The sequence below is a fragment of the Roseibium sp. genome (assembly GCF_965229775.1).
Lineage (GTDB): Bacteria > Pseudomonadota > Alphaproteobacteria > Rhizobiales > Stappiaceae > Roseibium.
The window spans coordinates 5,062,999-5,077,600 of record NZ_OZ245929.1; the positions used below are offsets into that span (position 1 = coordinate 5,062,999).

At 59.3% G+C, this 14,602-nt stretch carries 13 protein-coding genes; 7 read left to right on the top strand and 6 right to left on the bottom strand.

Translation table 11 applies throughout. From position 1 onward, the window contains the following. Positions 1-17: 17 nt before the first annotated feature. Entirely contained in the window at positions 18-356 is a 339-nt protein-coding gene (locus ACO07N_RS22825) for a P-II family nitrogen regulator (RefSeq protein ID WP_006934743.1), read from the top strand. A 124-nt stretch (positions 357-480) separates the two neighbouring features. Beyond that, positions 481-1,890, top strand: a complete 1,410-nt coding sequence (glnA, locus tag ACO07N_RS22830; RefSeq protein ID WP_421983214.1) for a type I glutamate--ammonia ligase — start codon at positions 481-483, stop codon at positions 1,888-1,890. 58 nt (positions 1,891-1,948) lie between these two features. On the opposite strand, the gene ACO07N_RS22835 is transcribed toward glnA, so the two are convergent. The 5 genes from ACO07N_RS22835 to ACO07N_RS22855 form a co-directional block, all read right to left on the bottom strand. Continuing rightward, positions 1,949-2,995, bottom strand: coding sequence for a P1 family peptidase (locus tag ACO07N_RS22835; protein ID WP_421983215.1), 1,047 nt, complete (start codon positions 2,993-2,995; stop codon positions 1,949-1,951). A 99-nt stretch (positions 2,996-3,094) separates the two neighbouring features. Then, complete coding sequence (gene phnE, locus ACO07N_RS22840; RefSeq protein WP_421983216.1) at positions 3,095-4,003, bottom strand: phosphonate ABC transporter, permease protein PhnE; 909 nt, start codon at positions 4,001-4,003, stop codon at positions 3,095-3,097. Between the two features lie 75 nt (positions 4,004-4,078). Further along, complete coding sequence (phnD, locus tag ACO07N_RS22845; protein WP_421983217.1) at positions 4,079-5,086, bottom strand: phosphonate ABC transporter substrate-binding protein; 1,008 nt, start codon at positions 5,084-5,086, stop codon at positions 4,079-4,081. A gap of 22 nt (positions 5,087-5,108) precedes the next feature. Then, positions 5,109-5,933 carry a phosphonate ABC transporter ATP-binding protein gene (phnC, locus tag ACO07N_RS22850; RefSeq protein ID WP_421983218.1) on the bottom strand — a complete coding sequence of 275 codons (825 nt, stop codon included), beginning with the start codon at positions 5,931-5,933 and terminating at the stop codon, positions 5,109-5,111. A 198-nt stretch (positions 5,934-6,131) separates the two neighbouring features. Further along, entirely contained in the window at positions 6,132-6,401 is a 270-nt protein-coding gene (locus ACO07N_RS22855) for a tyrosyl-tRNA synthetase (RefSeq protein ID WP_421983219.1), read from the bottom strand. A 166-nt stretch (positions 6,402-6,567) separates the two neighbouring features. Between ACO07N_RS22855 and ACO07N_RS22860 the strand changes: the two genes are divergently transcribed. Both ACO07N_RS22860 and tyrS read left to right on the top strand, forming a co-directional pair. Further along, positions 6,568-6,786, top strand: coding sequence for a hypothetical protein (locus ACO07N_RS22860; RefSeq protein WP_421983220.1), 219 nt, complete (start codon positions 6,568-6,570; stop codon positions 6,784-6,786). Between the two features lie 234 nt (positions 6,787-7,020). Further along, positions 7,021-8,274 (top strand): tyrosine--tRNA ligase, encoded by a 1,254-nt coding sequence (tyrS, locus tag ACO07N_RS22865; RefSeq protein WP_421983221.1) that lies wholly within the window; start codon positions 7,021-7,023, stop codon positions 8,272-8,274. A gap of 42 nt (positions 8,275-8,316) precedes the next feature. On the opposite strand, the gene ACO07N_RS22870 is transcribed toward tyrS, so the two are convergent. Then, positions 8,317-11,574: an AsmA-like C-terminal domain-containing protein gene (locus ACO07N_RS22870; RefSeq protein WP_421983222.1), complete on the bottom strand. Its 3,258-nt coding sequence runs from the start codon at positions 11,572-11,574 to the stop codon at positions 8,317-8,319. Positions 11,575-11,801: 227 nt separating this feature from the next. On the opposite strand from ACO07N_RS22870, the gene bcp reads away from it, so the two are divergent. The 3 genes from bcp (at position 11,802) to ACO07N_RS22885 (ending at position 14,584) form a co-directional block, all read left to right on the top strand. After that, positions 11,802-12,269 carry a thioredoxin-dependent thiol peroxidase gene (bcp, locus tag ACO07N_RS22875; RefSeq protein WP_421983223.1) on the top strand — a complete coding sequence of 156 codons (468 nt, stop codon included), beginning with the start codon at positions 11,802-11,804 and terminating at the stop codon, positions 12,267-12,269. A 38-nt stretch (positions 12,270-12,307) separates the two neighbouring features. Then, positions 12,308-13,144 carry a ferritin-like domain-containing protein gene (locus ACO07N_RS22880; RefSeq protein ID WP_421983224.1) on the top strand — a complete coding sequence of 279 codons (837 nt, stop codon included), beginning with the start codon at positions 12,308-12,310 and terminating at the stop codon, positions 13,142-13,144. 135 nt (positions 13,145-13,279) lie between these two features. Further along, a complete protein-coding gene (locus tag ACO07N_RS22885; protein WP_421983225.1) occupies positions 13,280-14,584 on the top strand; it encodes a M23 family metallopeptidase in 1,305 nt (434 codons plus the stop codon). The last annotated feature ends 18 nt before the right edge of the window (positions 14,585-14,602 follow it).

Consider the following 14,602-nt stretch of genomic DNA (forward strand, 5'->3'; position numbering starts at 1 on the left):
GAGAGAGAAACAAGGTGATGAAAAAGATCGAAGCGATCATAAAGCCCTTCAAGCTGGATGAGGTCAAAGAGGCTTTGCAGGAAGTCGGCCTTCAGGGCATCACCGTGACCGAAGCGAAAGGTTTCGGCCGTCAAAAAGGCCACACGGAGCTTTACAGAGGCGCCGAATACGTCGTCGATTTTCTCCCAAAAGTGAAAGTCGAGATCGTCCTTGGGGACGATATGGTCGAAAAAGCGGTTGACGCGATCCGTTCGGCTGCGCAAACAGGGCGCATCGGCGACGGCAAGATCTTCGTTTCGAATATCGAGGAAGCCGTTCGCATCCGTACCGGTGAATCCGGTATCGACGCCATCTGACCCACCCAATTCCGGCAGCCGCCGGTAATCCGAACTCCGGCCTTGTCCAACAGAGAAAAATGGAACCCTCTGAAGGCCCGGACCCAAACCCACCGTTCACAAGATAATCAAAGGGATGGACATAATGACCACTGCCGCTGACGTCCTCAAGGAAATTCAGGAAAAGGACGTGAAATTCGTCGACCTGCGCTTTACCGACCCGCGCGGTAAAATGCAGCACGTTACAATGGACGTTGCACTTGTCGACGAGGACATGTTCGCAGAAGGTGTCGCCTTTGACGGGTCGTCGATTGCCGGCTGGAAGGCCATCAACGAGTCCGACATGATGCTGATCCTCGATCCTGAATCTGCCCATATGGACCCGTTTTTCGCACAGTCCACCATGGCGATTTTCTGCGACATCATCGATCCGATCACCGGCGAAGGCTACAATCGCGATCCGCGCATGACCGCAAAGAAAGCCGAAGCTTATGTCAAGTCCGGCGGTTTCGGTGACACGATCTATGTTGGTCCGGAAGCCGAATTCTTCATGTTCGATGACGTTCGCTTCACGGCTGACCCCTATAACACCGGCTTCATCCTGGACAGTTCCGAACTGCCGTCCAACATGGGTTCCGAGTATGAGACCGGCAACCTCGGCCACCGTCCGCGTACCAAGGGCGGCTACTTCCCGGTCCCGCCGGTCGACAGTGCTCAGGACATCCGCTCCGAAATGCTGTCCGTCATGGGTGAAATGGGCGTTCCGACCGAAAAGCACCACCACGAAGTGGCTGCCGCTCAGCACGAACTCGGCATGAAGTTTGAAAAACTGACCTCTTGTGCCGACAACATGCAGGTCTACAAGTACGTCGTTCATCAGGTCGCACACGCTTATGGCAAGACGTCCACGTTCATGCCGAAGCCGGTTTTCGGCGACAACGGCACGGGCATGCACTGCCACCTTTCCATCTGGAACGGCGGAGAGCCGGTCTTCGCCGGCAACCAGTATGCCGACCTGTCCGAGACCTGCCTTTACTTCATCGGTGGAATTCTGAAACACGCAAAGGCGCTGAACGCCTTCACCAACCCGTCGACCAACTCCTACAAGCGTCTGGTCCCGGGTTACGAAGCACCGGTTCTGCTGGCCTACTCCTCGCGCAACCGGTCCGCGTCCTGCCGCATTCCGTTCACCGCTTCGCCGAAGGCAAAGCGCGTTGAAGTTCGCTTCCCGGATCCGACGGCAAACCCGTATCTCTGCTTCTCCGCTCTGCTGATGGCTGGCCTCGACGGCATCAAGAACAAGATCCATCCGGGCGACGCAATGGACAAGAACCTTTATGATCTGCCTGCCGAAGAGCTGGCCGAAATCCCGACGGTTTGCGGTTCTCTGCGTGAAGCACTTGAATCCGTAGATGCCGACCGCGATTTCCTGAAAGCCGGTGGCGTCTTCGACGACGACCAGATCAACGCTTACATCGAGCTGAAGATGGAAGAAGTCGAGCGTTTCGAAATGACGCCGCACCCGGTCGAGTTCGACATGTACTACTCCGTCTAAGAGCACCTGCTCTTTTGAACGCGAAAACCCCGGCCGCAAGGCCGGGGTTTTTTGTTGTTCACGCCCTTTCGGCGTTCAGCCAGTCCGCCAACGACGAACGGCTGCGGCCCTTGAAGCCGTCCATTGCAGGGGACGCGATCATGGCGTTCAGAACCGCTTCCTGCGTGGTCTCCGCCGCCGCCTTGAACAGAATGTCAATTCCATCTTCCCGCAGAACATCGCGCACGATGAAATCGCCTTCAGCGAAATGCGGAATGCGCTGTGCGGTGGAAAACGCCAGCGCAATGTCGCCGCTGCCGTTGCCGTAATAGGCACCAAGTCGCCCGAGACCGGCAGCTGCGCGCCGCGCGATCCGCTTCAGCTGGCGGCTTTCAAGCGGTACATCGGTGGCAAGAACGACGATCACCGATCCGCGCTCAAGCGTCTGCGCTGCCTCTGACGGGCGGGGCTTGCGCCCGTCGGGAAGCGTGAGGTCGCCCGGCTTGCCGAAATTCGCCTGCACAAGGGCTCCGAGCGTGAACTCACCGCGGTCAAACGCGAAGACGCGCGACGCGGACCCGATCCCGCCCTTGAAGCCGAACGCGCTGATGCCAGTGCCGGCGCCCACACTGCCCTGTTCGAAGTCGCTCGCGGCAGCTTCAAGCGCGGCAAATGCATCCGCTTCGCTCAACGCCATCGCGTTAATATCGCTCAGATACCCGTCATTGCATTCCATGACGACCGGATTGACCGTGCCGCCGGAGCGGTCGACATCGGGGTTGATCGAGAGTTCCCGCCGGATCAGCGCGTTGATCCCGGTGCCCACGGCGAACGTGTTGGTCAAGAGAATGGGTGTTTCAAGCGTTCCAAGCTCCTCGACCTGGACAAGACCCGCGCTCTTGCCGAATCCGTTGATAACGTCCGCCCCGGCAGACAGTTTTTCCAGAAAGAGATTTCCGGCGTGCGGGAGAATGGCCGTGAACCCGGTCCTGAAATCGCCCTCCTGCAAGGTGCGATGCCCGACCGTCACGCCCGCGACATCGGTGATCAGGTTGGACGGACCCGGCTGCAGGTCGCCGCACAGGAGACCGTGGGCACGTGCTGGTGAGGCTGAGGGCGACAACATGAGACAATCCGTTCCAGGAGATTCGACTGGATCTCATAGAAGGTGATTGTCCCGCTGCATACAACACCGGAACCCTGCCACGTCAAACAAACCAGCGTGTCAGGTCCTGGCCAGCAGAACCTCAAGACCGATGACAAGAACTGCGAGAAACAGGAAATAGGCTGCGAAACGTCCATGATCGGTGCCGTCAATCACGACTTTGCGCAACAGCGACCCGAACACGTCCAGCAGCGAGACTGTGACGAGAATAATAAGCAGGATAGCGGCCCCGGCCGAATAGTCGAAACCCCGCAACGACTCCGACAGCGACATTCCGATACCGCCCGCGCCCACGATACCGAGAACGGTCGCGGATCGGACATTGGCCTCGAATCTGTAAAGCGAATAGGAAATCCACAGCGGCAGAACCTGCGGAACGACACCGTAGATGATTTCCTGTATTACCGGAGCACCGGTTGCCTTGATGCCTTCGACGGGACGCGGATCGATCGCCTCGACTGCCTCGGAGAAGAGCTTTGCCAGCGTGCCTGTCGTGTGGATCGTGAGCGCCAGCACACCCGCGAGCGGGCCCAGACCGACCGCCGCGACGAATATCAGCGCAAAGACCAGTTCGTTGATGGCGCGGAATGCATCCATCAGTCGCCGCACTGGGAAAACGATCCAGAATGGAGCAATGTTGGATGAGGACAACAGGCCGAACGGGATTGCCAGCGCGACGGACAGGAACGAGCCCCACACAGCCATCTGGACCGTTTCCAGCATGAGATCGAAATAGCTGTGCCAGTACCTGAAATTCGGCTCCAGAAAGTCCTTCAACAGAAGCGCCATATTGCCGCCGCCGGTCAGGACATCTCCCAGGCGGTGCATGTCCGCGGGCCTGAAACTCCAGACCAGCATGACGATCAGACCGCCCCAGATCAGAATATCGAAGACTTTTTCCTGCGTTTCGCGGCCCGGAACCTTCAGGTCAGGCTCGGCCTTGTTGATCAGATCGACATTGCTCGACATGGGACTGCTTCCGTGGGAGGGACAAAACCGGCGCAAGAGTGGTGTGTTCTCGCGCCGGTCGCTCTTCAGTTCGGGTTACTTGCGCGGACGGGCAGCCGCCGCAGCGCGGATTTCCTCGATCTTGGCATTTATTTCCACGATCTTTTTGGTTCGCTCGTCGTCCGAATAGGTGTCGTCACCCTCGATGGACATGCGCTGACGGATCTGGTCCATCTCATAGAACGGCCAAAGCTGTGCGTTGGACGAGGGAATGAAGGGGCCCATGTCGATCAGGGCAAGGTTCTCACGCGCCTGTGCGACTTCCTCGTCGGTTCCCTGACGGCCGTATGTCATGAAGAAATACATGATCTTCGATTTGATCGCGTCGTCCAGTTCCGGGCGCCACGCCATCGGATCGGATGCGATCAGCGGTGAGCGCCAGATTTCCTTCAGCTCTGCGAACAGCTCCGGCTTGGCGTTCTTTAGGCGGGAATACATGCCAGTGGAGGATGCAACAGCCGCGTCTACCTGTTTCGTCGCGACCGAAATCAGGTTGGTCTCGTGATTTGCGTTGCGGACAGTCTTGAAGCAATCCTTGGGGTTCACCCCTTCCTTGGCAAAAATGAAAGTGGAGGGAACGAGAAAGCCGGACGTGGAGTTAGGATCTCCGATGCCGAAATCGAGCTCCTTGCCGCACTTCATGACATCCTCATAGGTAAGGCCAGAATCCTTGTGCGTGATCATGACGGACCAGTAGCCGCGATCGCCGGTCGCTTCCGTTGTCTGTGCGAAGATCTCGGCTCCGGCACGATCGACAGCAACCATAGCCGATTTGTTCCCGTACCAGACGACATCGACCTTGTCGAAGCGCATTCCTTCGATGACTCCGGCATAGTCGGCGGCAAAGAACGGCTTGACCGGCATGCCGAGCGAGGCTTCCATGGCCTCAAGGAAAGGACCCCATTTTTCCCGTTGCGCCGAACTGGATTCGGTCGACAGAATGCCGAAGTACAATTCTTCCGGATTTTCTCGCTCAGCCAGTGCCGGAACGGCCAGGCCAGCCATGATGGCTGCAGACGCAGCAATACGCGTAAGAAATTTCATGTCGTGTCTCCCAGCGGGTGTATCAGGCCGTTGCCGACATTGGCGTGGTCCCGAAATCGTCGGCATCAGGCAGAACGAGTTCCTCGCTCGCCTCACCGTAGATCTCTCTCAGAAACTGCGTGGTCAGCGCGTGGCTAGGCCCGTCGAAAACGATCTTACCGGCCCGCATGGCGATCGTGCGCTTGCAGTACCTGCGCGCATATTCAACCTGGTGCAACGACACCAGGATGGTGGTCCCGTCTTCCTCGTTGATACGCGACAGAATGCTCATGACGCGCTTTGCCGAGGCTGGATCAAGGGATGCAATCGGTTCGTCGGCGAGGATAATCTTCGCACCCTGAACCAGTGTTCGCGCGATCGCCGCGCGTTGCTGCTGCCCGCCGGACAAAGTGGCTGCCCGCTGCCGCGCTGTCTGATCGATACCGACCCGATGGAGTGCCCGCATCGCGAGCTGCTTTTCTTCAGCAGTGAAAAGCCCGAGCATGCCACGCCATGCCGGCACCCGTCCAAGCAGCCCCGCCAAAACGTTCATGAGAACACTCAGACGCGGAACAAGATTGAATTGCTGGAAAACAACACCGACACCGGTTCTCGTGGACGCGATGCTTTTGGCAACCCTGCCGCCTTCCTGGACCTTTTTGCCGGTGACGGTGATGGTGCAGCAGCCGGGTTCCCTGTCCCCTGCAATTAGCCCGCTCACGTGCCGGATAAGAGTCGATTTGCCCGACCCGGACGCGCCGATCAGCGCAACGAATTCGCCCTCGGCAACTTCAACGCTCACCTTGTCGAGCGCCCGCGTGCCGCCAAGATAGGTCTTCGACAGCTTTTCTATTTCGATCGCGTTCATCACTACCCCCGCATCCACAGGGTGTTAACAAATCGCGATCCGGATCAGATGAAGGATATGTGTCAGAATGACGAAACTGGACGGGTCGGGCTAAAAAAGGGCCTGGAGTGCCTGCGGCACCAGTTTTCAATCGGCAGAAAAACGAAAGGCCTCCGAAATCGGAGGCCATCGTTGATGAGGTCAGGTGATCAGTGGATCTTAGTAGCAGACCTGACGATATCCGACGACGACATAACGGCCGTAGTAGGGGCTCCAGCGCTGAATCGGCTGGTTGTGGCAGCGGACGGGGTGGTAATGGCGGCGCTGTGCCTGCGAGGCGATGATGGCGCCGGTCGCCAGACCGATGATGGCACCAGCAGCGACTGCACCTGCACGGTTCTTGGCGTGTGCCTCGGTCGGTGCAACGGCAAGGGCGGTTGCCGCGATCGTTGCGACGGTGACGGCTGCGATGGCAAATTTGCGAAACATAACGGGTCCTCTCAACTGGTGTTCAACTGTGTCTGCGTCTTGATGTACCCAAGATAGGACCGTCCCTGACACGCCGCTGTGATCACCATCACGCAACGTCACATTCGTATGATTTCGGAAAAATCACGGTATAGTCGGCGTCAGACAGCAGCGCAGGATCGAGCAAATGTGGGTGATACTGGCCGTTTCCATTCAAGTGCTATCGGGCCCGAATGTCTGGCCTGTCCTGAATCATGGAACCTTCGTCTCTGAGACCGAATGCCAGGCGGTGCTGGACGAAGCCGTCCCGCGCACCCTTTCCGAACAGATGCGTATCGCCTGGGAACAGGGTGAGCTCAAATTTGTCTGCATCAAGGCGCGCGAGCCCGGATCTGCAGGCAACTGACGGAAGCTGCGTCGGCCCTTTGAGCCCAGCCTTTAGCCTTGATTTACGTCCATGTCGGCCGAGGTCACGGCCCATCAATCCTCTAAATGGCGAGCGCCTGGTACCGGCTTGACGTTCGAACCGTATCCGGCAGAGTTTTTCTGACGGCCGTGATTTACATCTTTCCCTGCGCGCGCTAGAGCACGTCCGCAGAAAAGACATCCCTCAAGACGACAGACGGGTTCGGACGACACCATGAGCGAGTTCAAATCGGATTTCCTGAACGTTCTTTCGGAACGTGGCTTCATTCATCAGATTTCCGATCCACAGGGCCTTGACGAACTGTGCGCAAAGGAAACGGTCACGGCCTATATCGGCTTTGATTGCACCGCTCCCAGCCTGCATGCCGGATCGCTCGTCCCGATCATGATGCTGCACTGGTTCCAGCAGACGGGACACCGGCCCATCGCATTGATGGGCGGCGGCACCACCCGCGTCGGTGACCCGTCGGGCAAGGATGAAAGCCGGAAGATTCTCACCGAGGAGGCAATCGAGGAAAACAAGGCCGGTATCCGGAAGGTGTTCGAGAAGCTGCTGCGTTTCGGCGACGGGCCGGGCGATGCCATCATGCTCGACAATGCGGACTGGCTCCTGAAGCTAAACTATGTCGACTTCCTGCGTGACATCGGCCGGCACTTCTCGGTCAACCAGATGATCCAGAGGGACTCGGTGCGACTGCGTCTGGAACGCGAGCAGCATCTCTCGTTCCTCGAGTTCAACTACATGCTTCTGCAGGGCTACGACTATCTGGAACTCTACCGGCGCACCGGCTGCCGTCTCCAGATGGGCGGTTCGGACCAGTGGGGCAACATCCTCTCCGGCACCGATCTCGTCCGCAGGCTCGCGGAAACAGAGGCCTTCGCCCTCACCTCGCCTTTGCTGACGACCGCCTCGGGTGCAAAGATGGGCAAGACGGCGGCCGGTGCCGTCTGGCTCAACGAGGAACAGCTCTCGGCCTATGACTACTGGCAATACTGGCGCAACACCGAAGACGCCGATGTCGGCCGTTTCCTGAAACTCTTCACCGTCCTGCCGATGGACGAGATTGCCCGGCTTTCCGCCCTGGAGGGGTCGGAGATCAACGATGCCAAGAAGATCCTGGCCACGGAAGCGACCGCACTGATACACGGACGGGAAAAGGCCGACGAGGCGGCAGAAACCGCACGCAAGGCATTTGAAGAAGGCCAGTCCGCCGAGGGCCTGCCGACCGTCGAGATTTCCAGAAACGACCTCGAAGCGGGTATCGGCGTCCTGTCCGCCTTTGTCACGGCCGGTCTGTGTAGCTCCAACGGAGAGGTGCGCAGGAACATCAAGGGCGGCGCGGTGAAAATCAACGACAAGGGCGAGCAAAACGACAAGCGCATGCTGGGCATGGCCGATGTCTCGGAAGACGGCATCGTCAAGCTGTCGCTCGGCAAGAAGAAGCACGTCCTGCTGAAGCCGGTCTGAGCGGTCCTGAGGCAACCGGGATGGAAGCCTGGGAATCGATGTTCAGTTCTGCTGAAACTCGAACATCTTCCGGAAAATGCCCGGTGCGATCGCGGAGATCGGATTGACCGAAAGCACGGGGTCGGACACCGCCCCCGAAAGGCGGTAGGTCACGCCGATCAGGCCCTCGCCGGAATTACCGCCGAGCGCAAAACCGAGGATCGGTATCTTGGCGAAGAAATTGTTCAGCGCATAGATTGGCACGAAGGTCCCGCTCAGGTTGAGCGTCTGTTCCTTGAGGTTCACGGTTCCGCTGACGGTGCCACCCAGAACGTTGCCCTGAAGCGCCCCGCGCAGGATCGTCATGATGTCGCCGTCGCGGGTGAAGTTGATATCCATCGTATCGAAATTCGCCGACCCGTCGGACGTCCTGGCCGTCACGATCCGCGCATCCGGATCAGGGTTCGACCGCTCCCGGTCCCGGATGCTCCTGATGGCAGGGTCTTCCGTGATCCGCAGGGAACGCACCTTGAAATCTCCGGCCCAGCTGTCCTCGTCCGCCATGGCGACGCTGATGACGCCGCGCCCGCCTTCCATGCGCTCGTAGAAATCGAGAAATTTGAGTGTCGCGCCCGTGTCGTCAAACTGACCGGTGGCAAGCTGGCTTTGCCCCTGCTCGACGATCTTGAATTCCAGATCGGAGCCGCCGTTGATTTTTCCGCTCAGATCCGCCGTCCGGATGCCCTTCGGTCCGGTCTCGACCTTGCCGGAGACCCCTTTTAGTGTCTGTCCGTTGAACCCGGTCACGCTCTGCAGGGACACCGCAATGCGGGCGCCTTCGGAGAAATCGCCGGCACCCTGGCTGCCGCCCGGGCTCGTCAGGCTCTGAATGAGACCGCGCCCGTCGAACACGGAGCCGGAAAAGATGATGTCGTACCGGCCATTTGCCGTGCGCTGTATCTCGACGTCAGCATTATCGCCGGGGCGGAGCTTGAACGTATCGAAGGACGCGGTAACAAGCTCTCCGGCCTTGGAAAGCTGCATCGATCCGGAAATGTTCGCGCCCTCCGACGTCAGCCTGAAGTCGCGGACCATCTGGTTTTCTTCAGTCTCGATCAGTTTGAAGGTCGCGGTTGCCGGCACGCCCCTCGCCTTCTCCCAGCCGAGCGCTTCAAGAACGACCGTGCATTTGGTCAGATCGACCGAGAAATCCTGTCCGTCGCTTCTCCCTGTCACGCTGAGAACAAGGTCGCCGTCGAGAAATGCGGTGAGGTCGATCCCCTTCTGCTTCAACTGGTCTGCGGTGACCGAGACGACGACATCCTGCTTGCCGGCAACGCCGGAGCCGCCGAGCGGCACCACCAGATCGATATCGGCATCGAGGCCGTCGAGCACCCCGTTCCCGGTGATGGCAACCTGTTCGGGCGTTGCATCGATCTCAACATCGGCATTTTCGATCGTGCGGCCCATGATGGGATTTTCGTCGCTGAAGTCATCAAGCGCTCCAGTGACACGCCATGAGACATCATCGAGGCTGATGCCTTTGGCGAGCGGAAAACGCGCCACGACATCAATGCTGCCGTCTCCGCTCGCACCGCCTGTCTTGAGCCCCGCGCGGTCAATCACGTTCAACGGATTGCTGTTTGCGACGGTTGCCAGTTCACCGATGCCGCCTTCCACCTTCGCCTCGATCTTGGCTGTTTTTCCTTCGCGAAGCGGCAAGTTGTAGATCTCAAAGATGCTTTGCGGCACCGTGACGTTGCCGCCTTCGGCGGTTTGCGCCACGCCGCCATCCGCACGCACGGTCAGCACTTCACCCGCCACCTTGAGCGATCCGGTCAGGTCCGACACTTGCGGCAGGTCTCCGAACGGTGTGACGGCGCCGCCGCTGAAGGTTGCATCCATGAGCATGTCGTCGCCGGACCATCCCGCATCCGGGTCCCGGTGGTTGAAGGCGGGCGGCCGGATTGCTGCGCTATAGGTAAAGTCTTCGATCAGGCCCGCCTTGATATTGTCCGCCACCCAGCGGCGCGCTGGCGGAACAAGCGTGATCGGCCACACCTGCTTTGCCGTTGCGATGGGTATGTTCTCACCGGAGGCGGCAATGGCAACGTAGGGGCCTTGATCGGTAATCTCGATGGACGCGACCAGTTGCGCGATTGCCTTTCCGGCTTTCGCGATGAACCGGTCAATGGATATCACCCGGTCGAGCGGATTGAAGCGCGCCCTGATCTTCACGCCGTCCAGCATCTGCGGGGCTTCGCGAACGTCCGCCGAGCCGAATTGCGGATAGTCCGAAGTGAGCCCGATGTTCCACTCGTTGGAGCCTGCGTCTCCCGGTTCGACAAGTCCGGAAAAGAAGATGCGCGTGTTGCCCCGGATCACGTGCGACTTGGTAATTTCGATCGCGTTCTGTCCCGCCTTGAACAGCAGCGATAGCGCGGCGTCGTCAAAGGCGACAAGGGTTTTGCCAAGCTGGAACCAGCCATTCTGCACCCGCGCGACCGCGTTTGCGGACAGGAACTTGCCGTCACCGTCAAGCTTCGTCTCGACCTTCGCCGATGCCGGCAGACCAAAGCCCTTGCCGTGCCTGTCCAGGGTCGCCGGACCGAGCAGTTCGGCAAGAGTTATTCCGTTGACGACAATACCGATGGTCTTTTCAGAACCGTCTTCAGGCGCACTGCGCGCCAGTTGCAGCCGCCAGGTGGATACGTTGCCCGATACCTTTGCGTTCGCCCGAATAACGCGGCGGTCGCTTCGGACGACATCGGCGTCGATCCCGTCGAAAAGGCGCGGTTTGGCTCCGGTGAGCTCGAACGTGCCGTTGCGGATCGAGACGTGCCTCAGGCCGCGCCGCGAGAACTGGTCGTCCACGACGTCACTCATCCGGTCGACCGCTTCCATGAGCGGACCGATCTCGGGCAGTTTCGCCGGGCCTCCCTTGAGCGCGACGGTCACCCTCGGCTGAACGAGGCGCAGAGACGAAAACCGGAGCTTGCCCCCGAGCAAGGCATCCGGGTCAAGCGGAACAACCAGTTTGGGAAAGCGGATCGTGACGGGGGCCGGCCCGTCGATCTCCAGCACCGCCTCTTCCAGGATGAATTCGATGCCGTCTTCGGCGGTGAAATCGACGCTGCCCTGCCTTATGGCAAGCTCCAGTGGCCCGCGCGTGGCCTGGGAGGCCAGAACGCTTCCCAGGAAGGGAATACGGACCGGGCCGGAAGCAAACAGCACCACAAGCGCCGCCGACACGCAAACGAGAAGTCCGAGAGCGGCAAACAAATAGCGTCTGCGAACGGTCTTTCGCGCCGTTTTGTTCAAGTTTTTGCCGCCAGATCTTCCAAACAAATTCGGTCCATTCTCCTGACTTGCGAAAGCGGACGGGCGCTGCTGCGCGGCGCCGATACAAATACATGTTCTAGCGCGCATTGAACGAGTCGCAACGCGACCTATGATACTTCGAAAGTCGGGACAAAATCGACTGCCGCTTGCGCAGCCGTTTTCCGGTTCCGGCAAAAACGCACAAATTATGACAGAAGGATGACAAGATGCAGGAACTCGCCATCGGAGATACGGCGCCTGACTTCGATCTTGAAGGCGACGGAGGCGGACGGATCGCCTTGAGCGGCCTCAAGGGAAAACCGGTGGTTCTGTATTTCTACCCGAAAGACAACACGCCAGGCTGCACGAAGGAAGCAATTGCCTTTTCGGAACTGATCGGAGAATTCGAAAATCTCGGCATCACGATTGTCGGCGTGTCGCCTGACTCCGCCAAAAAACACGACAATTTTATTGCCAAACACAATCTTGCGGTCCGGCTCGGTGCGGACACCGAAACACACACCGCAGAGGCGTATGGCGTGTGGGTGGAAAAATCCATGTACGGCAAGAAGTACATGGGTGTGGAACGTTCGACCTTTCTGATAGACAAGGACGGAAAGATCGCCCAGGTCTGGCGAAAGGTAAAAGTGCCCGGTCACGCGGAAGCCGTGCTGGAAGCGGCCAGGGCACTCTGACAACACGCAGCGCCAGCGACACTGTATCCGGGATCACGATGAAGCCAGACAAGACGCCGCCCGCACCGCCGACCCTCGTCGCCGGAGCCAGAGCCATCGTGTCGGCTTCGGATGTGGCGGAAAAGGTGAGACTGGCTTATCAGGTGTCTAAAGCCTGGTTCGGCAGAGACCTTGCCCTGGGTTCGCCATCCAAAGACGGGCTCATGCCGGACCGCCCCGGACGGCCTGCCCGGCCCGAGTTGCTGGCACCGCGTGACATGCCCAAGCGGAGCGTCTCCGGAAAGGCCGGCCGTCTTGCCTTGCTTCATTCGCTGGCGCATATCGAATTGAACGCCGTCGACCTCACCTGGGATCTGGTCGGACGCTTCGCACATGTCCGCCTGCCGCGCACCTATTACGACGACTGGGTCCGGGTCGGCCTTGAAGAGGCCAAGCATTTCTCGATGCTGCAGGACAGGCTCGCGAGACTGGATGCCGCCTATGGCGATCTGCCGGCCCATGACGGGCTCTGGCAGGCAGCGCAGGACACGGGACATGACCTTGCCGCGCGGCTGGCCATCATTCCGCTCGTACTGGAGGCGCGCGGCCTCGACATCACGCCACCGATGATCGAAAAGGCGCGCAAGTCGGGAGATGACGATACGGCGAAGTGCCTCGAAGTCATCTACCGGGATGAAAAGAACCACGTTGCTTTCGGCGCAAAGTGGTTCCGATTCTTGTGCGACAGGCAGGGAATCACCCCGGAACCGGCATTCCACGCCTTCGTCAGAAAGCATTTCCGTGGCAGTTTGAAACCGCCTTTTAATGATCGGGCAAGATCCGAAGCAGGGCTAACCCCCGGATTTTACAAGCCTCTCGCCCCAATCACGGGTTAAAAATAGTCGTGTTGCAGACGATTTATTAACCTTACCAAATTCTAATCATCATCAGTTCATTTGCAGAATGCAGACAGTGACTGAGTGATCATGCAACAAAGTCAGAAATCGCAGCGACCTCTAAACGGGCCAAGAATGGCAGCGCATCATGCGTCATTGAACCGGGTCGAGAAGTCCACCACGTATAGCGTGCGCCCGATGCACCTGATTTGCGGGGCACTTGCATGTGTCGCCGTCACGCTGGGTGTCAGCGGATCCGCTGCCTATTACCTGATGCGCAGCGACGTGATGGCGGAGGCGAGTGCCGAACGCACCGAACTCGTGCTCGAATACCAGGACCATATTGACCGGTTGAGAGCCGAAATCGAAAAACTTACCAGCCGCCAGATGGTCGATCGCGAAACCGTCGAAATCCAGGTAATGGACGTGCTGCGCCGCCAGCAGGATCTCAACCAGCGCCATGCGATCGTGGCCGATCTGGTGGCGCGGGCAGAAAGTGTTGGCATTTACCTCAGCAACGACAAGCCCCTCCCCCCGCCGAAACCGTCACTGGATGCACGCGAACTTGCGACCATCGGCACCAGCGACAAATCGGCGATCGGTGGCGAGAGCGAGTTGATCGACGAACCGGTCAAGGCGCTCGGACTTCGCGAGACGACGACCAGAAGCGTCGATCCGCTGTCTATCTTGCAGCAAACGGAACCGCAGCCTGAAGCACGCACGACCGTAAAAAAAAACACTGAAAAACGGGCTGCCCTCGACGCAGTGAAGGCCGACATTTCCGAAATGGATGTCGAGAGCACCGCGGCCGTCGACACGATCACGGTCGCGACGGAAAGCCGGATCGAGGAGATCCTGAGCATCACCAAGTCGATCGCTCCGTCCATCAATGAGGCTCTGCGCGACAACAGTTCGATCGGCGGGCCGTTCACGCCCATCTCGCACAAAACCTTTCCGGAGCGTCTGAGACGCGCCGACAGCGCGCTTGAAACACTGCGCCGCGTGAAATTCGCCGCGCTCAGGCTCCCCGTGAAACGACCCGTCCGCAACGGGACGATTTCGAGCAACTACGGTCCGCGCGTGGATCCGTTCCTGCGCCGTCTCGCCATGCACACGGGAATTGACTTCAAGGCACCTTACGGCGCGCGGGTCTATGCCACGGCGCCCGGCACGATCGTAAGCGCCAAGTGGAACGGCGGTTACGGCAAGATGATCGAAATCAGACATGCCAACGGCTTCGTGACGCGCTATGCGCATCTCAGCCGCATGCAGGTCGCAGAAGGCGATCATGTGCTGGCCGGTGACCTGATCGGCAATATCGGGTCGACGGGCCGGTCAACCGGCCCGCACCTGCATTACGAGATCCGCCGGCATGACAAGCCGCACAATCCTGGTGCCTTCCTGACGGCAGGCAACAAGCTGACCGAGCTGTCTCGTTGAAAAACGGGGCCTTGCGCC

Excerpts from the sequence above, each read along its gene's own strand:
- ACO07N_RS22825 (WP_006934743.1), top strand. The coding sequence starts at position 18 with ATGAAAAAGATCGAAGCGATCATAAAGCCCTTCAAGCTGGATGAGGTC.
- glnA (WP_421983214.1), top strand. The coding sequence starts at position 481 with ATGACCACTGCCGCTGACGTCCTCAAGGAAATTCAGGAAAAGGACGTG.
- ACO07N_RS22835 (WP_421983215.1), bottom strand. The coding sequence starts at position 2,995 with ATGTTGTCGCCCTCAGCCTCACCAGCACGTGCCCACGGTCTCCTGTGC.
- phnE (WP_421983216.1), bottom strand. The coding sequence starts at position 4,003 with ATGTCGAGCAATGTCGATCTGATCAACAAGGCCGAGCCTGACCTGAAG.
- phnD (WP_421983217.1), bottom strand. The coding sequence starts at position 5,086 with ATGAAATTTCTTACGCGTATTGCTGCGTCTGCAGCCATCATGGCTGGC.
- phnC (WP_421983218.1), bottom strand. The coding sequence starts at position 5,933 with ATGAACGCGATCGAAATAGAAAAGCTGTCGAAGACCTATCTTGGCGGC.
- ACO07N_RS22855 (WP_421983219.1), bottom strand. The coding sequence starts at position 6,401 with ATGTTTCGCAAATTTGCCATCGCAGCCGTCACCGTCGCAACGATCGCG.
- ACO07N_RS22860 (WP_421983220.1), top strand. The coding sequence starts at position 6,568 with ATGTGGGTGATACTGGCCGTTTCCATTCAAGTGCTATCGGGCCCGAAT.
- tyrS (WP_421983221.1), top strand. The coding sequence starts at position 7,021 with ATGAGCGAGTTCAAATCGGATTTCCTGAACGTTCTTTCGGAACGTGGC.
- bcp (WP_421983223.1), top strand. The coding sequence starts at position 11,802 with ATGCAGGAACTCGCCATCGGAGATACGGCGCCTGACTTCGATCTTGAA.
- ACO07N_RS22880 (WP_421983224.1), top strand. The coding sequence starts at position 12,308 with ATGAAGCCAGACAAGACGCCGCCCGCACCGCCGACCCTCGTCGCCGGA.
- ACO07N_RS22885 (WP_421983225.1), top strand. The coding sequence starts at position 13,280 with ATGGCAGCGCATCATGCGTCATTGAACCGGGTCGAGAAGTCCACCACG.